Below are 16734 nucleotides of genomic sequence, written 5' to 3' on the forward strand. Positions count from 1 at the left end.
GAGGAGCCCGCCATGCCCATGAACACAGGTGATTACGAGACCCTGTCCGCTGCCTTCGCTGACTCTGATGTGGAAGACGCAGCGCGCCGTGCCCTCGCCTTCGACATTGCTGACGCCCTCACCGGCACATCCAACCGCTTCGACCCCGTCCGCTGGCTGCGTGACTGCAAGGTCGGCGACGTCGAGCCGTCCCAGGTAGCCGAGTGGTCCACCCGCCTGGAACTGCGCGTGCAGGCCATCGCCAAGAAGCGCCGGGCGTACGAGGAGCGGACCGGCGACATCATCGAACGCTACTAGTTTCATGAACTCGATTGACAAGCCGTAAGGTTCCCTCATAGAGTCCTCCTTGTCAGCAAGAACCGCCCCAGACCAGGAGGCAGACGATGGACCTCGCCACCGCCGCACCCGTCGAGATCGACACCGCACTGGCCGCCGCTTACGGCAAGATCGCCGACCTGACCAGCCAGCAGCAGCGCATCACCGTCACGGTGTCCCGTATCGACGAGGCCGAGCCCGGGTCTTACGAGTCCATGCTCCCGGCCTACTCGCCGGAGAACCGCACCAAGCTGGTCGACGAGATCGCAGCGCTCCAAGAGCGCATCCAGAAAATTCTTCAGGCCGAGGTGTACCCCTGCGAGGCGCAGTACAACGATCGTCGCTGGACTCGCTACTACCTCGTCGACAACGTCAACGGGCACGTCCACAAGGACACCAAGTGCTCCACCTGCTTCGTCGACACCCGCTACGCGTGGCTGACTGAGCAGTCCGGACTGACCGCCGAGGAGCTGGTCGGCCTGGCGGGCGAGAAGGCGTGCACCGTCTGCTTCCCGTGGGCGCCGGTCGACGTCCTCAAGCAGAAGACTCGCCTGGAGGCGCCGGAGCGCAAGGCCGCCCGCCTGGAGCGCGAGGCCAAGAGGGCTGAGCGGGAAGCGAAGAGGGCCGCCAAGGCCATCGCCAACCCCGACGGCTCGCCCCTGAAGGTCTTCACGGGGCACTACCCCGAGCGCCAGGTGATGCGCGGAGGTGTGGTCGTCAAGGTCCACCCGGCCCACGACGCCTACGACACCCTCACGACCCTTCATGCGGCTCGTGGCTGGCTTACCGACGCACACGAGAGCTGGCGGGGCGGGGCGAAGCGTACCGAGGACGTCCACAAGGTCGCCGACGCCGTAGCCCACAAGGAAGGCAAGACCCGCGAGCAGGTGATCGAGGAGGCCAAGAAGAGGGCCGCCCGCCGCAAGTAGCAGGAACTGGGAAGCGGTACGGGAGAACCAATAACCTGGTATCTCCCGTACCGGCCCAGGAGGCACCGTGAACGCCCTCAAGCAGGACCCCGAGCACGTCCGTGCCGTCGTCGAACGTCGGCGCAGCGGAGCGGCCGCAAAGTTCGATACGCGCCCGCGCAGACAGCGCACCCGTAAGAATTCCAAGCACGCAGCCATACGAGATCAGGAGTAACCGTCGTGGACCTGAAGAGCGCCGCACAGGGTATCCGTACGTACGCCAAGAGCGCTGCGACCGCCTTCGACGGGCAGGCGCAGAAACTGGCGGACGCGGCCAGGGAGCGCCCCAACACCATCGACGTCACGCAGGACTTCGAAGCGTTCATGACCGCGCGCGCCATGTGGCTGATCTACAGCGAGGCCATCAACGTCAGCATCGACGGCAACAGCCCGCTGGATGACGCCAAGCTCGTTGACCGCATCCAGGACAAGCGCCGGAGCCTGGACGGATGGCTGCGCCAGGCCAAGACCATGCAGTCCGGCCTGTATGCGGTCCACCAGCACCTGACCACCGAGGCCGTCAAGCGGTTCCTGTCCGACACCTATTTCGTGGACGACCTCGACGAGGAGCAGAAGTGAACCACCAGCTCCCCGGCTTCGACTACCCCACTCTTCAACGGGAGTGGAACGACTTCCTGTCGTCCCAGTGCGGCTACGACAACCCCTCGCCCGCCCTCGTCGCCGAGCTGGCCCGCCAGCACTCCGCACGGTTCAACACCGAGCTGGCCGAGGCCGGGCTGAAGTGGGACCCCCTGGACGGCACGTTCGCCCTTGACGGGCCCATACCTCCTGGCGTCGACCTGGCCGAGCACTCGCTTCCGTACGAGGCCCTGAGCGCCGCCTGGAGCGCAGCATTCGACGCGGTGGGCGAGACGCTGAACGAGACGGAAGCACTTCTCCTCATCTGAACGCAAGTACTTTCAGGGGGTCGCTTGACAATGTCGAGCGGCCCCCTTAGCGTTTCCCTCGTACTCATCAGCGCCCCAGACCAGGAGGCACCCATGGAAACCCAGGCCGCACGCACCCCCGAGCGCTGGTGCGTCATCACCGTGACCGGCCACCGGCACCTGGTCGACTACGTCGGATACGCCCCCGTGAGCGTCTGGGAGAACGGGCTGCTGGAGTACGCGAAATACCGGCACCGCCCGGAGGGATCCCCCTGCGGCCCGGCGTGCGAGGCGTACCCGCTCGCCGCGCAGTCCTGAAGCGGCGGGATCCGCCAATGGCCACGAGCCCCTTCCGGTCCTTCCGGCTGGCCGACCGCGAGAGCGCCGCTGACCGGCTGATCGCGCAACGCGAGAAGGAGCTGGAGGCCCTGGAGCGCCGATGGCGCCGGGAGACGAAGACCGCCCGCCAGCGCCAGCTCCTGACCCGCATCCAGGCCACGAAGAACAACATTGTCAGTTGGCGGGACTACATTGCCCAGGGCTGCCCGCGCGTCGCGAATGCCACCACTCTCGTCTGATCAGGAGCACCGGCCGATGGCCACCGATGAAGAGATCGTCCAGGAGCTGGCCGCCCACATGGTCGAGCGCGGCTGGAGCAGGCCCAAGGCCGCCGTGCAGTCCCGAATGTGGTTCGACTTCCTGGCCCCGCGTATCCGCGCCCAGGCCGAGGAGGTAGAGGGGAAGGAAGACTGCCCCAAGTGCCGCAGCACCACGCTCCACGACCTGCTGGGACACGACGCCCTCGGCCACAAGACAGCAAACAGCCTCACCGACAAGGGCGTGCGCACCCCGGAGGGTCTGGTGGGCAAAGGCCTTGAATGGGTCCTGGACTTCACCAGCGTCGGTACGAAGGGCGTCGACCGCATCAAGGAACGACTCAGCAAAGACGACTACCAGCGGTTCGCGGACACCCGCTGGTCCGCATGATTAGGAGCAGCATCGTGGAGAGTTTCAAGGTCCTGTGGACCGACACCAACGGACACCGGCAGGTGTCTGTCGTGAGCTACGACAGGCCCAGCGCCGAGGCTCGCGCCAGCGAGTTGCGGGCCAGCATGAGCGACGTCTCGATCGTTCCCGTGTTCCCGCCGGACTGGAAGCTCGACGCCGAGCAGCCATTGTCCAGGGGGCGCATCGTCCAGCGCAGGCACACTGCGAGCAAGTAGTTTCAAGATACCGCTTGACAAGCGTTCGGGGCGGGCACTAGCTTCATCCCTGTAACCACCAACCGCCCTGACAAGGAGCGAACAATGAGTGAGCCGACGTTCACCGTCAACCTCACCCGTGCGCAGGCCGTCGCCCTGCTCGTCGACAGCAACAATCAGAGGTTCCCTGACCCGGACAGCTCGGACCCCACGGTCACCTTCTTCGAGGACCTGAAGAACTGGTACCTGGCCAACCCCACGGACAAGGCCACCTCGTACTGGGCGCAGATCAAGGACCGCCACGAGGGCGCACTGTGGCGCACGGTGCACACCGCCGACACCGCCCACGACGCGGCCTGGGGCACCCTCACCAACGAGATGCAGCGCCGGGGCCTGCGCTATGGCGAACTGGCCGCGCACATCACCGACATGGAGAACGGTGACGAGCTGTCCGCCGAGGACGGCACCCGGTTCCGCATCCTCGCGCCCGGCCAGGAGATCACCCAGTGACCGATGAAGAACAGCGCATGCTGGACTCCGCGCCCGACGAGAGCATGGTCTGCAAGATCTGCCACCGGGCGCTGGCGTTCATCAAGGCCAAGGACGGGTCGGAATCCTGGGAACACTTCGCCCAGGACGCGATGGTGGGCCACAAGGCGGTTCCCATCAACGCCAAAACCGGAAAACTGCTGGGTCGGTGCGACTTCTGCAACTCGGATCTAGAAACCGAGATCTGGTTCCTTCCAGTGGCGGAATTCCTGGCGGGCATCGACCCGAGGACCGGTCGGATGCAGGCCTACAAAGATGACTGGGCCGCCTGCCCGGAATGCGCCTCGCTCATCGAGCGGAACCAGTGGTCTGCGCTGGCCCGCCGGACTCAGCAGGTCTGGGAGGCCGCCCACGGCATCCCGACGCCTCTCGACAGGGTCACCGGCTGGCGCCACCTGCAACGCCTGGTACGCCGCAACATCAGCGGGTCCCTGTACCGGGTCGAGTAGGCCGCCCCGAACATGACGAAGGCCCCCACCGCATCAAGCTGGCCGGTGGGGGCCTTTCGCATGCCAGGAGAACACACGAAACAGCATTCTGGAAAGTGATTGACAAGCCGTAATTGACCCCGTAACGTCGTGCCCGCAAACAACAGCGCCCCAGACCAGGAGGCAACCAAATGGCCGCCCGCATCGACAACTTCCAGCTCGCCAACGTGCTCGCCAAGATCGAGAAGATCAACGAGCGCGCGGCCAAGAAGGGCCTGTCCGGGCGCATCACGCTGGACGTCGAGGAAGTCGAGGTCAAGGAGAAGAACGACCTCGGCTTTGAGATCACCTCGATCATGTATGACGTCACCTTCGGCGGCGAGGCGCCCAAGAAGGACGGTTGGGAGTTCATCGCCACCCTGGATTGGGACGAGAACGCGGGCCTGATCGTGCGCACCGCGCCGGGCGTGCAGAGCGTCGACCGCGAGGCCCTGCGCGAGGGTTGGTGCGACCACTGCAAGAAGGTCCGCATGCGCCGGGAAACCTTCCTCGTGCGCAACGAGGAGACCCGCGAGGAAATCCAGCTCGGCCGGTCCTGCATCAAGGACTTCCTCGGCTGGACCACCGGCATCGGCTGGGTCAACGCTCCGAGCGACGACGACGAAGAGGCCGGATGGTTCGGCCCCTCCGGTGACCGCGACGTGTCCACGGAAACCGTCCTCGCGTTCGCGTGGGCGTGCATCAAGGCCTTCGGCTACGTCCGCTCCCAGGACTACCACGCCACCCCGACCGTGCAGCTCGTGCGCAACGCCATCAACCCCGGCAAGAGCCAGCGTGACCGGGAGTTCGCCGAGAAGATGCGCCCCCTTGCTGCGGAGGCCAAGGCCAAGGCCGCCGAGATCCGCGCGTTCATCCTCTCCGGCGACTTCGCAGGCACCGGTGAGTACGTCCTGAACCTCAAGTCCATCGCGGGCGCCAAGCACGCTTCCTCGCGTAACTGGGGCATCCTCGCGTCCGCCCCGCAGGCCTGGGCCCGCTTCAATGATCAGACGCTCATCCGTAAGGCACGCGAGGACAAGCCGTCGGAGTGGATCGGCACCGCGCCCGACAAGGCGGCCGGAATCAAGGGCTCGCGCCTCACCTTCACGGGCATCATCGAATCCATCCGGTACATCGACGGCCTGTACGGCTCGACCACCCTCTACCAGGTCCGCGCGGAAGACTCCGGCGTGATCGTGAAGTGGTTCGCGTCCTCGCACGCCCTTGGGGAAGACACCGGCGTTCGCGTCACCCTCCGTGGCACGGTCAAGGAGCACGACGACTACAAGGGCATCAAGGCAACCGTCCTCACCCGCTGCACCCTGGTGGAGACCGACGTCACCGAGCCCGCCCCGTACGTCATCGACGCCCCGGCCAAGAAGCGCGCGCCCCGCAAGAAGGCCGCCGCTGCGCCCGTCGAGGAGACCCCGGCACCCGCGCCCGTCGTCGAGGAGAGCGCCCCGGAAATCGCCGAGGAGACCCCGCAGAACACCGCAGCGGATTCTGCGCCGGAGAGCACGTCGGAACCGGTCCAGAATCCGCTGCGGATGTACGAGGGCGGCGCGGCCGGAATGGCTGAGCGATTCAAGCCCGCCGACCAGTCGGATTCCGACTTCCTCACGCTCATGCGCGAGGAGCTGCATGTCTGGGTCCGTCTCGGTGACGACGTCGAGCGGATGAACATCGCCGACGGCTACGACCTGCTTGGCCAGGCTTACGCCGAGGGCGCCGACTGGCTCGGTGGCCGGGGCTGGGCCGCCGCCGACTGGGGCGGCCTGCTGCTGGCCGTCGGTGCCGACGGCGACGCGCCCACCGTCTGACCCCGGACACGACAAAGGCCCCCACCGCGTACCGCTGGCCGGTGGGGGCCTTCGGCGTCCATGGGAACACGCCCTGCCCTGGCCACCGGTCACGGCTTCATAACGTCTTGTAAATCGTTGTGCCGAAATAGCTTGACAAGCCCTTCCCCCTTCGGAAAGATCAGCCCTCCCAACACACCCGCACGAAGGAGCGCACGACATGAACACGATCCAGGGCTACAAGGTGGCGCAGGTGGGCAAGGGCAAGGCCGCCCACTACAGCACCGGCAACGACGAGACGGTTTGCGGGCGCATGATCACCCGTTACCTCAGCTTGGGCGAGGCGGCCGACATGGCGGGCTTCTGCTCCCGCTGCGACCGCTACGTCGACACCCACGGCGACTACCAGGGTTGGGACGAGGAGAACGACCGCCGTTACCTCTCCATCACCCACCCCCGCCCGGCCCGCCCGAGTGACGGCACGTACTCCCCGGCCGAGGCTGGCGCGCGTGGCTGGCGTGACGCCTCGCCGCTGTGGCTGGACGGCAGGCACGTCACGGCCGGTGTCGAGGGGGACGGAACCCGCCTTTACGTCTTCCTGGGCACGGAAATGATCTTCGAGGGCGACATGCCGGAGGGGATCACGGGTGACGGCGACGTGAACCCCTGGGTTCGTCAGTACGCCATCGGGTACGTGTGGGCCGCTGAGTACCGCACCCTGTGGAGCTACCGCGACCACGCCGGGCGCGTGTGGGGCCCGTACGCCGATGCGGAGTTCCGCCACACCGACGGTTCCGCCGAAAACTACTGCCGGGCCATCGTCGACACCACCGGCGCCGGTGAGGTGATCCGCACCGACCGCCGCCCGGAGGTCTTCGAAACGACCGGCCGCAACTGGACCGACACGCTCACCGTCGTGCACGTGGCAGGCGCCCCCCGGGAGGGCGAGGAAGACGCCCCCGCGCACGGCCTGGACATCGTGACCACGGAGGAACTGCGCGCCCTCCTGGAGCCCGCCACGGCGCCCGTGACTGTCTGGGTGACCACGGAGAGCGGGGAGCGCATCAACTACGCCCACGTGCCCAACGGTGACCCCGCCCGCGTTGCCCAGTTCCTGGACGCCGCCCGCGCGGTGCCCCACTTCCGCGACGTGTCCACCACCTGCTAGGGCCTCAGGTCACGTCTCTATAAAGACTTGCCTAGTGATCCCCGAGAATGGCTTTACAAGCCGTAATCGGGGCTAGGCTCGGCACCGCAACACCGACACACACACCAGCGCCCCACACCAGGAGGCAACCAAATGCGTACCGCCAACATCCCCGCCCTGAACATCGCCCCCATCGCGTCCGTCGTCGAAGGCGCCCGCCGTTTCGCCGCCCGCAACGGCCTGGCCACCCGCGACCACTGGGACTACTCCCGCGTCGTCGTCTCCCCGGAATCGGTCGAGAAGATCGCCGCCGCGTACGAGGCCCTGCCGTTCATGGACAACGGCGCCCCGGCCGCGTGGCGTGCCATGGCCGAGGAGACCGCCCGGCAGTTCGAGTTCATGACCGCGCCGGAGAGCGCGGGCGGCATGGGGATTACGGTCACCATCGAAGACACCGACCCGTACGACGTCACCAAGGGCGGAACCCGCGCGTTCTTCGACGACGTCACCAACGGCCGCATGCGCGTGCTGGGCACCGCGAACACGGGCGGACACTTCATGTTCGGCGACGACGTGAACGACATGTTCCGCGCCGTGCATGACGTCTTCGGCCACTGCGGCACCGGGCGCGGCGTCGACCGCCACGGGGAAGAGGCCGCGTTCCGCAAGCACTCCCTGATGTTCTCCCCGCTCGCCCGTAAGGCGCTCGCCACCGAGACGCGCGGCCAGAACCACGCCATGATCCGCGCGGGCGGAGAGTTCCAGCCGCAGAAAATCGCCGTACTCCCGCACTGGGCCCGCGACTTCCGCACCGTCGCCCCGACCACGCTGGCCGACTACCGCAAGACCCTCAAGCAGGCCGCCGCCTTCCACGCCGCCCAGGGTCTCGACGCGTAGCACCCGCCCCACAACCCCGGGGGGCCGGGGAAGCGCTCCGGCCCCCTCCCATCCGCACCGCCTGAGGGAGCAACGCACGTGAACGCCTACAAGATCAAATCTGACACCTGGGGATGGCTGGACGCCGCCACGATCAACGTTGACGGCCCGTTTCTGCGCATGACGGACGTCACCCGCGACGGCAAGCCGTTCTATGCCGAGTGCATGATCCCCGTCACCGACGCGAAGCTCATCATCCCGCCGTCCGCCTGATCAGCACCCCCCACCACCAGCCACCCCACACCAGGAGGTAACCCAAATGCGCATCACCCGTTCTGTCGCCGCGTCCGTCGCCGCCCACGTCGCCCACGCCACGGACAACGCCATACGCGCCACCGTCGGCACCGGCTACAGCGGCAAGGGGTTCCGCGTCTCCACCATGGCCACGCCGACCGCGCGGCAGTCCGTTTGGCTCTCGGCCGAAGGGGAGGCCCGCGCGGCTATGGCCTACCTCCTCGGCGCGCTGGACGCCTACACCGACGGGGCCGACATGCCCCCGTTCCTCGCCGCCGTCCGCGAGTCCATCGCGTGGCGCCCGGAAGTTGAAAGCGCGCTGCACAAGGGGCGCGAGGACGGCACCCGCGCCCGCGTCACTGCTTAGTGCAACCCCGGGGCCGGGGAAGCACTCCGGCCCCTACACTGCCCGCAACGCCCCACACCAGGAGGACACCACCATGAGCGCGCAGTTCACCGCCGACGAGACCACCCCCACCGGCGACGACTTGGACCACGACCGCGCCCGCGCCGGGCTGCTGGCCGAATGGGAGCACACCGCCAGCGCGTACCCCTACGTCACGTCCGGCATGGTGTGGGAGGTCAAGCGGTATTCCCTCGTGTTCGACGTCGAGTTGCCCGACCTTGAGGACAAGGACGCGGTACGCGCGTTCGTCGAGAGCGCCACCGTCCCGCTGTGCATCACCCCCGGCTGCACCCGTAACGCCGCGTACGACAGTGAGCCCCCGGCGGGCGGCTACTTCTCCACCTGCGACCGCTGCGGCACCCTCCCCGGGGCCGGTCTGCACGCCCACCGACACAGCTACAGCGCCGCCCAGTGCGCCGCCAACGGCCTTGACCCCGAGCACACTTGGACCACGTCCTACCCGCTGCACCCCCTCGTCGAAAACGACGAAATCACCGCGTGGGAGTGCCGCAAGCCCCTGCCGAACGACGGGGGACGCTGCGGCTACGTGATCAGCCGCGCCGACATGAACGCCCACCTTGCGTACCGGCGCGGGGAAGCGTTCCTCTGCAACGTCGCCAACGCTGCCAGCTTCGGCCACGGCATCGGCCCCCAGACCAACGGACATGAGGTGTGGGCCGCGTTTAAGGCCATGCGCGACGCGTGGACGGCCGCGCACCCCTACGACGTCCGCTAGGCCACACCAGCGACACGAAAGCCCCTCACCGCCCAATCCCGGGCCGGTGGGGGGCTTTCTCGTGTTTACCCCATGGACGCCCTACAAGACGCCCACACAGCTACGCAGCGCCCCACACGGCCGCCATGCCGACACGTGCCCTAGGTCGCCGTTTCGCGGGCCGGGGGAGGGCTCCCCACTGCTGCTATCCCCTACAGACAGAGCACCACCACACGCACGACCATGCGACCGGCCAGCACACACCCAAAGCCGTGAAACTCTCCGGCCCCCTGGTTGTCGAGTTGCTACAACGGCCGCCGCCCCTCCATATCTCGGGGCATATTTGCAGGCTTGCAAACACGCGAATTAGCGCAGTGGCCTGATGAATAACACCGAATTGTCATGCATAATATGCGCTGCGCCCAGGGGTTGACAGAACCTCGGGGGTGTGTAGGGGCCTACGGTGTGGTGCAGGTCACGCCCAGAGCAAGGGTGCAGATACCGGAAGGAAGCGCGAGGCTTGATATTGCCCAGCCCATGAGGTTGACGCGCGCCCTGTCAATGATGTAAGGCCAATGAATAAATATTCGACCCCCCAACCCTTAAATGCAAATTCGCAGAAGCAAAGGGTCTGGACAGTCGCGCAGCGCGACGAGTGTGGGAACCGGACAGTGACACAGTGGCGGGGGAATTCGGGGAATTGGGGGGGGCGGGGGAACTAGGCGGGCTGGCTGGCGAGGACCTGGCCGTCGGGAGATACGGCGAACTGCCAGCCGGGGTCCAGGTACCGCTCGGCCTTGTCGACGACTTCCTGCCGGTTGGCTCCGTAACCGATGGCGGTGAACGTCCAGCCGTGGACGGAGTGTTGGTGGGTGACCTCGAATCGCATGACCATGTCGCCTGTGTACCGGACCGCCCGCAGTCGACGGGTCGAGGAGCTGGAAGTTCACTCGAATTGAGTACGCAAGCGAGGGCATGAAATGACTTGACAAGAGGGGTTGGTGTTCATAGGATTAACCCGTAATTGAGAACGGCGAGGGGGGCACAGTGAACGGCGGTATGAACTGGGACCGGGTCCGCGACGAGGACAAGGTGCGGCGGTCCAAGGAGGTGCCGGTACTCGACACGTTCGGCGAGCTGGCGCGGTGCTGGTGTGGTGAACCGTCGAACCACGACTGGCCGGGGCGGGAAGATGGTGCTCCGCACCCGAAGGAAGAGGGAGAGCAGTGATGGCAAGGCTTGATGGCGTGAAGGTCGGCGACACGCTGCTGCTGTTCGTGCGGATGGGCGGCCAGCGCGAGAAGGAGCAGGAGCCCAAGGTCGTCACGGTCGTCAAGGTCGGGCGGGATCTGGTGCACATCCCGAAGTACGAGAGCGATCCCGAGGGTAAGACCGAGACCTACCGCATCGAGAGCGGGTACCGGAACGACAACTACCGGCACACGCAACTGATGACCCGCGAGGCGTGGGCGGACGACAAGAAGCGCGAGGAGTTGTTCGTACGGTTGCTGGCGTACGGGCTCACCGGACACCTGCGCGGGTCGCTGTCGACCGAGGCGCTGGAGGCCGTGGTCAACGTGCTCGACGAGTTCAAGGCCAAGGAGGGGGCGGAGTGATTCTGGACGAGGGCGCGTACAAGACGCTGTCGCTGCTGGAGTTGACTGGCCCGGCGCCCGTGACGGCCACGCACAAGCGGAGCGTGTCGACGCTGACGAGCCTTGTGGATCAGGGCCTGGTGGAGACGTACGGCTCGTCGTACGAGGGGACGATGGAGATCACGGACAAGGGTCGCGAAGAGCTGGCGCGGTACCGGAGCGAGGGGAAGAACTGATGAGTGACTCGACGATCGACTACGCGAAGGTGTTCACGGAGGCGGCCGAGCATGCCACGGCGTTGAAGGCCCGGGAGGAGGCGCTGCGCGCCGGTACCGCCCGCGATTTCGACGGTTTGAAGGCGCTCGCGGCCGAGCTGCTGCCGGAGCAGAAGGTGGCGCTGCTGGAGGCCATGGGCTTCAAGCCGGTCGGTGGCGATCACGACGATGACTGTGTCCGCCGCACGCACGGGAGCGGGTTCCGCTGCATCTGCGTGCCCCCGGCGACGATGTGGTCGCAGCCCCGGGACGTGGAGGCGTACCGCAAGGAGACTTGGGAGGACCGGCGGGCGCTGGCTCAGCAGTGGTCGCGCGAGGGTACGCACGGTCGTGAGAAGGACGAGGACTGATGGATCCCAAGTTCGACGAGCGGCTGGGCAAGCAGCCCGCGTGGGTGCAGGACCACATCCGCAGCCTTAACCAGCAGATCACCGGCCTGGAGTCCCAGGTCGAGGAACTGTCGGATGCGCTGAAGGCTGGGCCGGAGGGCTCGAACGTGTACGCCGAGATCGGGGACGTGCCGCGTCCGCTCGGCAAGGACGTCTTGGTGCAGTTCTGGGCGGGCGGGCACGCCTACTCGGTGACGGTCGAGGACGACGGGCTGGTGGTCGACGCGACGAGGAACCTGGTGATCGAGCCGGTCGAAACGTACAAGGCCGTGCTTCGGATGAAAGGGGAGTCGCGGTGAGCGACGAGAGGCGGCCGACGACGTACGTCGTGCACCTGGCGGAGTACCCGGCGGCGTCGTCCACGGACCTCAACGTCGTCAAGGGGTACGGCCAGCAGGCACTGGAGAAGTCGGTCGGCGGGCTGGAGTACGACTGGGCGCCGGACCCGAACTTCAAGAGCAGGCTGCGGCTGCGGTACCTGAGCGCGGACACCGGGCGGTGGAACTCGTCGAACTACTACATCACCACCGTGCCGGTGCTGGAGCCTGTGACGGCCGACGACGAGGGGACGAAGTGAGTGAGCAGGTGAGGCGCGACGAGCAGGTTGGGCTGACTAAGTCGTTCGCGAGGTATCAGGGCTTGTTCGCAGGTATCAGGGAGGCGGAGGCGCGGGGCGCCGTCTCGTACGTCGTGATGACAGGCAAGTACGCCACGGCGACGTCTGCGGACATCGAGCTGGCCATGCTGTTCGCGGAGCATCAGATCCACGACCAGGACGAGGTCGGCGAGTACGACTGGGTGCCGGATGAGCACGCGGGTGACCAGTTGCTGCACCTCCGGTACAAGAACACGCGGACCGGATTGTGGGAGTCGACCATCAACTCCATCTCGACGGTTCCGGTGCTGTTGGTGGCCGAGGAATCGCACGACCTGTAGGTGCGAGCCGGCAAAATTTCGTTGATTTAGAAACGGCGGGGAGGGTTTGGAAGATGTCCGGCTCGGAGGTCACGTACAAGAAGATCAAGAGCTGGCGGCCGTCGACAATCCGGCCGCCGCTCACCAAGTACGAGGCGTACTACGACGGCACGAAGATCGGCTTCGTCGAGAGCAAGTTCAAGGAGATCGAGACCGGCGACTCGGCGGGCGCCGATGCCCACACCAAGTCCTGGTTGCTCTACCTGGAGGGTGACGTCCCGGACCACTCGTTCCCCACCGAGAACAACCCGGACGAGACGTACAGCCGGGGCGAGGCGGGCCGGATGCTCCTGGACGAGTACCGGCGCAGGCAGAAGTTGGAGGAATGATGGCCTGGGACTGGGACGTCGAGACGACGAACAGCGTCTCGTTGCAGATCGCCGAGTTGCCAGCGGATGAGTGCGACCGGCTGAACGGCGTGCTGATCGACATGGCGCAGCTCGATCACCAGAAGCCGCACTCGGGCGAGGCTGTGCGACGTACGCGAGTGTTGACGCCCGGCTGGCGGTTCTGGTGGCTCGTGATGAACGACCCGGACACGATCATCGTGTGGAAGATCGAGCGTGAGGGCTGACGTGGACAAGATCGTCCTTCGGTACACGACCGAAGAAGCGGGGGCAGGCGGTAAGTCCTACGACTCCCAGCAAACGCTCCGGTCCATTGGGGAGGCGGTGCAGGGCGTCGAAAACCTGCTGCGCAACCCGCGCACCCTCAAGATCGTCCTCGACTCTGGTCCGTCCATGCCGAGGCGCAAGCCGCCGGTCAAGGTGCAGCGCCTTGAATGGGAGCAGGACGAGACGTACCCGAAGGGGGAGCGCTGGGTCGGTCAGGTCAACGGCAAGCAGGTGGCCACCGTCACGCACTTCAGCGCGTCATATGGCGGGAAGGTGAACTACCACGTCGACCTGGGGCCGCTCAGCTCGCCGTATGGGGGTGTGGCCAGTGTTGCGGCCGGTAAGCGTGCCGCACAGGCGGCCCTGACGAAGGCCGTGCGGTCGCTGACCGCTTGAGCGAGGAGGGGGACTGAGATGGACCAGCAGGAGATACACGACAGACTCACGCTCGACCTGGCGCCGCACGGCTGGCCGCCTGCGCCTCGTATTAACGAAGGAAAGCCTGCTGCGCCGGGGTGGAAGGTCTTCCTCTATAACGGCCTGGGCTACGCGGGCCTGTTGTGGTCGGAGCCGGACGACGGTGAGAACGCCGGGGAGGCTGGGTCCAGGCCCCTCGACGACGCCGCGATGCGCATCATGAACCTGACCTCGATTCATGAGGCTCTGATCAAGAGCGGGTACACGGCGGAGCTGGAGATCGGCGTCAACGACACCCCGCAGATCCGCATCACGAGAGTCCCTGCCTGACGCGTACGGCTGTCGTAGGCCCCTGCCTGGGAGACCGGGTGGGGGCCTTCTTATTGCTTGGAAAGTCCTTAACTGAAATGACTTGACGAGGCGTAGCCGCTACGGATAGATTCCTCTTACTGCTTCAGAAGCAGTAGTTGCCAAGGAGGAACTGATGGCTCAGAAGAAGGCGCCGTTCAAGGCCGGGGACCACATCGCGTACATGCCGGACGGCCACAGCCTGGTCCCGGCGCTCGTGGTTTCGGTCGAGCAGTCGGGTTCCGGCGCCTGGCGCGGCGACATCCTCACCGAGGCGCACGGCCTGCTGGCTAACCGCATGCTGCACTCGGACTTCGTGATCAAGAAGTCCGGGCTCCAGGAGGCCAACCGCATCGCGTGGGCCTCGGCCTGGGAGCGCCTGGAGAAGGCGAACGGCTGATGTACGAGAACGCCGTCGACCGGTGGGTGCACGACGAAGGCCCGCTGGAGTCCGGTGAGTTGGGGGCCGGGGTCGGTATCGACCCGAGCCTGTGCGGGGACGGCTTCCCGCGCGAAGAGTGCCCGAACGGCACGAACTGCATCGACAAGATCAACGACTGAAAGTGCGAGGGGTTATGTGTCGGCGAACATGGTCGGTGACACGCACATCCACCTGCTGATCAACGCGGGGCTGTCGCTGCCGACGCGCGGCAGCAAGCTGCGCTGGCAGGTGCGAGAGCTGTCCGTCCAGGAGAAGGAGCGGGCGTACTCGGCAGGCCAGCCCTGGGGGCCGGAGGCGCACGAGATGTACGGCAAGGTCGTGCGCGAGTTGACCCGCGCGAACGCGGGCTACGTCGGCGCGATGCTCCTGGCGGAGAACCGCCGCTCGGTCGACCACCGGTACGCCGAGGAGGAGTGGGAGCAGCCCTACCTGTTCCAGTCGCTCCCTGGCGTCCCGAACCCGGTCGCGGTGCTCAAGGCGCTCGACGGCTTCGAGTACCAGGCCTGCGAGCACCCCGAGTGGGAGACGTCCGAGGCGTTCAACTTCTGCGACAGCCTGCGCCGGACCGCGATCAAGAAACTGCCCGGCTACGAGGACGCCCCCTGGGAGGTCCTGCCCAGCAACCTTCTCTCGACGTACCGCTGGCCGCCCAGGTAGCTCACCAACTCCCGGCGTCCGCCCGCTGATAGGGACGGGCGGGCGCCGGGCCCACCGCAACGAGGAGAACAGGGTGAAGCGACTTCATACCTACGCGGCCGTGGCCGCGATTACCGGGACCTTGGTCCTGACGGGGTGCGACGACCTCGACCACGGAGAGATCACCGGCAAGGAGTACGAGGCCGAAGCGACGTACACGTACTTGCAGCCGATCACCACGGTGCAGTGCTCGGGCTCCGGCACTTCGCAGATGTGCGCGACGAACGTCGTCGGCTACATCCCGATCACCACGACGGATCCGGAGTGCTGGCGGCTGAACCTGCGCGACGGCGACAAGACCGGGCACGTGTGCGTGTCCAAGTCGGCCTGGAAGAAGGCCAAGAAGGGGGAGCAGTGGTGAACCGCCAGAAGGAGCGGGACAAGGCCCGGGAGGAACTGCACTCGGTCGGCTCGCAGGACATGCCCGTGGGCGGCGACGAGGTGCACGAGGCGATCGACGCTTTCGAGTTGGCGGTGCTGCGTCTGGTGCAGGCCAACTCCAGCATCAGCGGGAACGCCAGCGAGTACGTGCTGAGACGGGTCAGGGAGTTGGAACGGCAGTGACTGCGGAGTTGGAGGCCGAGGTCGCCCGCCTGCGTAAGTGGGTCGGCGACCTGCACGACGGCTTGAACCTTCTGTTCAAGGAGGCGCTGCAACTCCGCAACGAGAACCGCCGGTTGAAGAAGCGGATCAAGGAACTGGAGAAGGTGGATGGTGCTTAGCGCGGACGCCCGTTTCGGTCGTCAGCCGAGGTGGGTGCAGAGCGGCGTGCTGTCGCTGGAGGAGAAGGTCCGGCGCCTGGAGCAGGAGTTGGCCACGGCCCGCGCGCTGCTCAATGACGGCCCGGAGGACGCGAACGTCATCGTCGACCCGTACGGCGACAACCGGCAGCCGCTGTTCGACCGCCCAACGGTCTCCTTCCAGTTCAAGCCGGAGGGCGAGCGTTTCGAGCGGTACTTCCTCGTCCGGCTGATGGAGGACAACCGGCTGGAGGTCCACGCCAGCAGCAGCGTCGTGGTCCACCCGTCGTCCGGCAACGCGGTGAGGGTCGAGGTGACCGGCCGCTGAGCCTGAACGACTTCGAACGACGAGTGCTCAATCGGTATGGGGAGCAGTCCCGGTCCCCGAAGAGGAAGGAGAAGAAGGTGAGCAGTCCCCTGCTGGTCGACTACCTGGGGTTCATCGAGAGGTTCCGGGCGGGGCCGCGTGAGCAGCGCATCCGCATCCGGCCCGAGACGCTGGCGCGCTGTGAGCAGTCGGTGGGCACGGCGGCCTACGTCCGCTGGTACCTCGGCCAGCTCGCCGAGCGGCTTCATACCTAGCCGGGTATGTGGTGTCCGGCCGGGTTGCGTCCCGGC

The 16734-nt window shown here is 66.5% G+C and carries 36 protein-coding genes; 35 read left to right on the plus strand and 1 reads right to left on the minus strand.

Features of this window, described 5'->3' with window-relative positions:
- Nucleotides 1-12: 12 nt before the first annotated feature.
- The 16 genes from ABT114_RS32340 to ABT114_RS32415 all read left to right on the plus strand — a co-directional run bounded on the left by ABT114_RS32340 (nucleotide 13) and on the right by ABT114_RS32415 (nucleotide 9646).
- Nucleotides 13-297: a hypothetical protein gene (locus ABT114_RS32340; RefSeq protein ID WP_351146458.1), complete on the plus strand. Its 285-nt coding sequence runs from the start codon at nucleotides 13-15 to the stop codon at nucleotides 295-297.
- 86 nt (nucleotides 298-383) lie between these two features.
- Complete coding sequence (locus ABT114_RS32345; protein WP_351146459.1) at nucleotides 384-1244, plus strand: hypothetical protein; 861 nt, start codon at nucleotides 384-386, stop codon at nucleotides 1242-1244.
- A gap of 219 nt (nucleotides 1245-1463) precedes the next feature.
- Entirely contained in the window at nucleotides 1464-1862 is a 399-nt protein-coding gene (locus ABT114_RS32350) for a hypothetical protein (RefSeq protein WP_351146460.1), read from the plus strand.
- On the plus strand, nucleotides 1859-2191 hold the full coding sequence (locus ABT114_RS32355) for a hypothetical protein (RefSeq protein ID WP_351146461.1): 333 nt from the start codon (nucleotides 1859-1861) through the stop codon (nucleotides 2189-2191). Before ABT114_RS32350 ends, ABT114_RS32355 begins: the two co-directional genes overlap by 4 nt.
- A gap of 93 nt (nucleotides 2192-2284) precedes the next feature.
- Nucleotides 2285-2488, plus strand: a complete 204-nt coding sequence (locus tag ABT114_RS32360; protein ID WP_351146462.1) for a hypothetical protein — start codon at nucleotides 2285-2287, stop codon at nucleotides 2486-2488.
- A gap of 17 nt (nucleotides 2489-2505) precedes the next feature.
- Nucleotides 2506-2748, plus strand: coding sequence for a hypothetical protein (locus ABT114_RS32365; protein ID WP_351146463.1), 243 nt, complete (start codon nucleotides 2506-2508; stop codon nucleotides 2746-2748).
- Nucleotides 2749-2764: 16 nt separating this feature from the next.
- Complete coding sequence (locus ABT114_RS32370) at nucleotides 2765-3157, plus strand: hypothetical protein (RefSeq protein WP_351146464.1); 393 nt, start codon at nucleotides 2765-2767, stop codon at nucleotides 3155-3157.
- A gap of 14 nt (nucleotides 3158-3171) precedes the next feature.
- Nucleotides 3172-3393 (plus strand): DUF8636 domain-containing protein, encoded by a 222-nt coding sequence (locus ABT114_RS32375; RefSeq protein ID WP_351146465.1) that lies wholly within the window; start codon nucleotides 3172-3174, stop codon nucleotides 3391-3393.
- 84 nt (nucleotides 3394-3477) lie between these two features.
- Entirely contained in the window at nucleotides 3478-3882 is a 405-nt protein-coding gene (locus tag ABT114_RS32380) for a hypothetical protein (protein ID WP_351146466.1), read from the plus strand.
- Nucleotides 3879-4370 carry a hypothetical protein gene (locus tag ABT114_RS32385; RefSeq protein ID WP_351146467.1) on the plus strand — a complete coding sequence of 164 codons (492 nt, stop codon included), beginning with the start codon at nucleotides 3879-3881 and terminating at the stop codon, nucleotides 4368-4370. The genes ABT114_RS32380 and ABT114_RS32385 overlap by 4 nt, the downstream gene beginning before the upstream one ends.
- Before the next feature lie 170 nt (nucleotides 4371-4540).
- Entirely contained in the window at nucleotides 4541-6208 is a 1668-nt protein-coding gene (locus ABT114_RS32390) for a hypothetical protein (RefSeq protein WP_351146468.1), read from the plus strand.
- A gap of 199 nt (nucleotides 6209-6407) precedes the next feature.
- Nucleotides 6408-7355, plus strand: coding sequence for a hypothetical protein (locus ABT114_RS32395; RefSeq protein ID WP_351146469.1), 948 nt, complete (start codon nucleotides 6408-6410; stop codon nucleotides 7353-7355).
- 132 nt (nucleotides 7356-7487) lie between these two features.
- The gene (locus ABT114_RS32400) at nucleotides 7488-8231 is read left to right on the plus strand and encodes a hypothetical protein (protein ID WP_351146470.1); all 744 of its coding nucleotides are present in this window, start codon (nucleotides 7488-7490) and stop codon (nucleotides 8229-8231) included.
- 78 nt (nucleotides 8232-8309) lie between these two features.
- The gene (locus tag ABT114_RS32405; protein ID WP_351146471.1) at nucleotides 8310-8483 is read left to right on the plus strand and encodes a hypothetical protein; all 174 of its coding nucleotides are present in this window, start codon (nucleotides 8310-8312) and stop codon (nucleotides 8481-8483) included.
- A gap of 46 nt (nucleotides 8484-8529) precedes the next feature.
- Nucleotides 8530-8871, plus strand: coding sequence for a hypothetical protein (locus ABT114_RS32410; RefSeq protein WP_351146472.1), 342 nt, complete (start codon nucleotides 8530-8532; stop codon nucleotides 8869-8871).
- A gap of 73 nt (nucleotides 8872-8944) precedes the next feature.
- Nucleotides 8945-9646 carry a hypothetical protein gene (locus tag ABT114_RS32415; protein ID WP_351146473.1) on the plus strand — a complete coding sequence of 234 codons (702 nt, stop codon included), beginning with the start codon at nucleotides 8945-8947 and terminating at the stop codon, nucleotides 9644-9646.
- Nucleotides 9647-10343: 697 nt separating this feature from the next.
- Here the strand turns inward: ABT114_RS32415 and ABT114_RS32420 are convergent.
- Nucleotides 10344-10520, minus strand: a complete 177-nt coding sequence (locus ABT114_RS32420; protein ID WP_351146474.1) for a hypothetical protein — start codon at nucleotides 10518-10520, stop codon at nucleotides 10344-10346.
- 164 nt (nucleotides 10521-10684) lie between these two features.
- Between ABT114_RS32420 and ABT114_RS32425 the strand changes: the two genes are divergently transcribed.
- From ABT114_RS32425 to ABT114_RS32515, 19 genes are all read left to right on the plus strand, one after another.
- The gene (locus tag ABT114_RS32425) at nucleotides 10685-10855 is read left to right on the plus strand and encodes a hypothetical protein (RefSeq protein WP_351146475.1); all 171 of its coding nucleotides are present in this window, start codon (nucleotides 10685-10687) and stop codon (nucleotides 10853-10855) included.
- Nucleotides 10855-11241, plus strand: coding sequence for a beta barrel domain-containing protein (locus ABT114_RS32430; protein ID WP_351146476.1), 387 nt, complete (start codon nucleotides 10855-10857; stop codon nucleotides 11239-11241). Before ABT114_RS32425 ends, ABT114_RS32430 begins: the two co-directional genes overlap by 1 nt.
- Nucleotides 11238-11456, plus strand: a complete 219-nt coding sequence (locus ABT114_RS32435) for a hypothetical protein (protein WP_351146477.1) — start codon at nucleotides 11238-11240, stop codon at nucleotides 11454-11456. Before ABT114_RS32430 ends, ABT114_RS32435 begins: the two co-directional genes overlap by 4 nt.
- Complete coding sequence (locus ABT114_RS32440; protein ID WP_351146478.1) at nucleotides 11456-11845, plus strand: hypothetical protein; 390 nt, start codon at nucleotides 11456-11458, stop codon at nucleotides 11843-11845. The genes ABT114_RS32435 and ABT114_RS32440 overlap by 1 nt, the downstream gene beginning before the upstream one ends.
- Nucleotides 11845-12183 carry a DUF7239 family protein gene (locus ABT114_RS32445; RefSeq protein WP_351146479.1) on the plus strand — a complete coding sequence of 113 codons (339 nt, stop codon included), beginning with the start codon at nucleotides 11845-11847 and terminating at the stop codon, nucleotides 12181-12183. The genes ABT114_RS32440 and ABT114_RS32445 overlap by 1 nt, the downstream gene beginning before the upstream one ends.
- A complete protein-coding gene (locus ABT114_RS32450) occupies nucleotides 12180-12461 on the plus strand; it encodes a hypothetical protein (protein WP_351146480.1) in 282 nt (93 codons plus the stop codon). The genes ABT114_RS32445 and ABT114_RS32450 overlap by 4 nt, the downstream gene beginning before the upstream one ends.
- A gap of 62 nt (nucleotides 12462-12523) precedes the next feature.
- A complete protein-coding gene (locus tag ABT114_RS32455; RefSeq protein WP_351146481.1) occupies nucleotides 12524-12820 on the plus strand; it encodes a hypothetical protein in 297 nt (98 codons plus the stop codon).
- A gap of 53 nt (nucleotides 12821-12873) precedes the next feature.
- Nucleotides 12874-13188 carry a hypothetical protein gene (locus ABT114_RS32460; protein WP_351146482.1) on the plus strand — a complete coding sequence of 105 codons (315 nt, stop codon included), beginning with the start codon at nucleotides 12874-12876 and terminating at the stop codon, nucleotides 13186-13188.
- Entirely contained in the window at nucleotides 13185-13433 is a 249-nt protein-coding gene (locus tag ABT114_RS32465; protein ID WP_351146483.1) for a hypothetical protein, read from the plus strand. Before ABT114_RS32460 ends, ABT114_RS32465 begins: the two co-directional genes overlap by 4 nt.
- The gene (locus ABT114_RS32470) at nucleotides 13423-13869 is read left to right on the plus strand and encodes a hypothetical protein (protein ID WP_351146484.1); all 447 of its coding nucleotides are present in this window, start codon (nucleotides 13423-13425) and stop codon (nucleotides 13867-13869) included. Before ABT114_RS32465 ends, ABT114_RS32470 begins: the two co-directional genes overlap by 11 nt.
- A gap of 18 nt (nucleotides 13870-13887) precedes the next feature.
- A complete protein-coding gene (locus tag ABT114_RS32475; protein ID WP_351146485.1) occupies nucleotides 13888-14220 on the plus strand; it encodes a hypothetical protein in 333 nt (110 codons plus the stop codon).
- A gap of 154 nt (nucleotides 14221-14374) precedes the next feature.
- Entirely contained in the window at nucleotides 14375-14638 is a 264-nt protein-coding gene (locus ABT114_RS32480) for a hypothetical protein (protein WP_351146486.1), read from the plus strand.
- Nucleotides 14638-14799 (plus strand): hypothetical protein, encoded by a 162-nt coding sequence (locus ABT114_RS32485; protein ID WP_351146487.1) that lies wholly within the window; start codon nucleotides 14638-14640, stop codon nucleotides 14797-14799. Before ABT114_RS32480 ends, ABT114_RS32485 begins: the two co-directional genes overlap by 1 nt.
- Before the next feature lie 16 nt (nucleotides 14800-14815).
- Complete coding sequence (locus ABT114_RS32490) at nucleotides 14816-15337, plus strand: hypothetical protein (RefSeq protein WP_351146488.1); 522 nt, start codon at nucleotides 14816-14818, stop codon at nucleotides 15335-15337.
- 73 nt (nucleotides 15338-15410) lie between these two features.
- The gene (locus tag ABT114_RS32495; RefSeq protein WP_351146489.1) at nucleotides 15411-15737 is read left to right on the plus strand and encodes a hypothetical protein; all 327 of its coding nucleotides are present in this window, start codon (nucleotides 15411-15413) and stop codon (nucleotides 15735-15737) included.
- On the plus strand, nucleotides 15734-15940 hold the full coding sequence (locus tag ABT114_RS32500; RefSeq protein ID WP_351146490.1) for a hypothetical protein: 207 nt from the start codon (nucleotides 15734-15736) through the stop codon (nucleotides 15938-15940). The genes ABT114_RS32495 and ABT114_RS32500 overlap by 4 nt, the downstream gene beginning before the upstream one ends.
- Complete coding sequence (locus tag ABT114_RS32505) at nucleotides 15937-16098, plus strand: hypothetical protein (RefSeq protein ID WP_351146491.1); 162 nt, start codon at nucleotides 15937-15939, stop codon at nucleotides 16096-16098. Before ABT114_RS32500 ends, ABT114_RS32505 begins: the two co-directional genes overlap by 4 nt.
- The gene (locus ABT114_RS32510; RefSeq protein ID WP_351146492.1) at nucleotides 16088-16444 is read left to right on the plus strand and encodes a DUF7239 family protein; all 357 of its coding nucleotides are present in this window, start codon (nucleotides 16088-16090) and stop codon (nucleotides 16442-16444) included. The genes ABT114_RS32505 and ABT114_RS32510 overlap by 11 nt, the downstream gene beginning before the upstream one ends.
- 77 nt (nucleotides 16445-16521) lie before the next feature.
- Nucleotides 16522-16698: a hypothetical protein gene (locus tag ABT114_RS32515; protein WP_351146493.1), complete on the plus strand. Its 177-nt coding sequence runs from the start codon at nucleotides 16522-16524 to the stop codon at nucleotides 16696-16698.
- Nucleotides 16699-16734 lie beyond the last annotated feature (36 nt).

The organism is Streptomyces sp. NPDC002088, from assembly GCF_040296605.1.
Lineage (GTDB): Bacteria > Actinomycetota > Actinomycetes > Streptomycetales > Streptomycetaceae > Streptomyces.

Bases quoted from the DNA above. Each gene is read 5' to 3' on its own strand.
- ABT114_RS32475 (WP_351146485.1), top strand. From the start codon at position 13,888: ATGGACCAGCAGGAGATACACGACAGACTCACGCTCGACCTGGCGCCG.
- ABT114_RS32430 (WP_351146476.1), top strand. From the start codon at position 10,855: ATGGCAAGGCTTGATGGCGTGAAGGTCGGCGACACGCTGCTGCTGTTC.
- ABT114_RS32465 (WP_351146483.1), top strand. From the start codon at position 13,185: ATGATGGCCTGGGACTGGGACGTCGAGACGACGAACAGCGTCTCGTTG.
- ABT114_RS32445 (WP_351146479.1), top strand. From the start codon at position 11,845: ATGGATCCCAAGTTCGACGAGCGGCTGGGCAAGCAGCCCGCGTGGGTG.
- ABT114_RS32420 (WP_351146474.1), bottom strand. From the start codon at position 10,520: ATGGTCATGCGATTCGAGGTCACCCACCAACACTCCGTCCACGGCTGG.
- ABT114_RS32480 (WP_351146486.1), top strand. From the start codon at position 14,375: ATGGCTCAGAAGAAGGCGCCGTTCAAGGCCGGGGACCACATCGCGTAC.
- ABT114_RS32415 (WP_351146473.1), top strand. From the start codon at position 8,945: ATGAGCGCGCAGTTCACCGCCGACGAGACCACCCCCACCGGCGACGAC.
- ABT114_RS32400 (WP_351146470.1), top strand. From the start codon at position 7,488: ATGCGTACCGCCAACATCCCCGCCCTGAACATCGCCCCCATCGCGTCC.
- ABT114_RS32365 (WP_351146463.1), top strand. From the start codon at position 2,506: ATGGCCACGAGCCCCTTCCGGTCCTTCCGGCTGGCCGACCGCGAGAGC.
- ABT114_RS32485 (WP_351146487.1), top strand. From the start codon at position 14,638: ATGTACGAGAACGCCGTCGACCGGTGGGTGCACGACGAAGGCCCGCTG.
- ABT114_RS32390 (WP_351146468.1), top strand. From the start codon at position 4,541: ATGGCCGCCCGCATCGACAACTTCCAGCTCGCCAACGTGCTCGCCAAG.
- ABT114_RS32380 (WP_351146466.1), top strand. From the start codon at position 3,478: ATGAGTGAGCCGACGTTCACCGTCAACCTCACCCGTGCGCAGGCCGTC.
- ABT114_RS32425 (WP_351146475.1), top strand. From the start codon at position 10,685: ATGAACTGGGACCGGGTCCGCGACGAGGACAAGGTGCGGCGGTCCAAG.
- ABT114_RS32345 (WP_351146459.1), top strand. From the start codon at position 384: ATGGACCTCGCCACCGCCGCACCCGTCGAGATCGACACCGCACTGGCC.
- ABT114_RS32360 (WP_351146462.1), top strand. From the start codon at position 2,285: ATGGAAACCCAGGCCGCACGCACCCCCGAGCGCTGGTGCGTCATCACC.
- ABT114_RS32370 (WP_351146464.1), top strand. From the start codon at position 2,765: ATGGCCACCGATGAAGAGATCGTCCAGGAGCTGGCCGCCCACATGGTC.
- ABT114_RS32510 (WP_351146492.1), top strand. From the start codon at position 16,088: ATGGTGCTTAGCGCGGACGCCCGTTTCGGTCGTCAGCCGAGGTGGGTG.
- ABT114_RS32340 (WP_351146458.1), top strand. From the start codon at position 13: ATGCCCATGAACACAGGTGATTACGAGACCCTGTCCGCTGCCTTCGCT.
- ABT114_RS32440 (WP_351146478.1), top strand. From the start codon at position 11,456: ATGAGTGACTCGACGATCGACTACGCGAAGGTGTTCACGGAGGCGGCC.
- ABT114_RS32395 (WP_351146469.1), top strand. From the start codon at position 6,408: ATGAACACGATCCAGGGCTACAAGGTGGCGCAGGTGGGCAAGGGCAAG.
- ABT114_RS32410 (WP_351146472.1), top strand. From the start codon at position 8,530: ATGCGCATCACCCGTTCTGTCGCCGCGTCCGTCGCCGCCCACGTCGCC.
- ABT114_RS32460 (WP_351146482.1), top strand. From the start codon at position 12,874: ATGTCCGGCTCGGAGGTCACGTACAAGAAGATCAAGAGCTGGCGGCCG.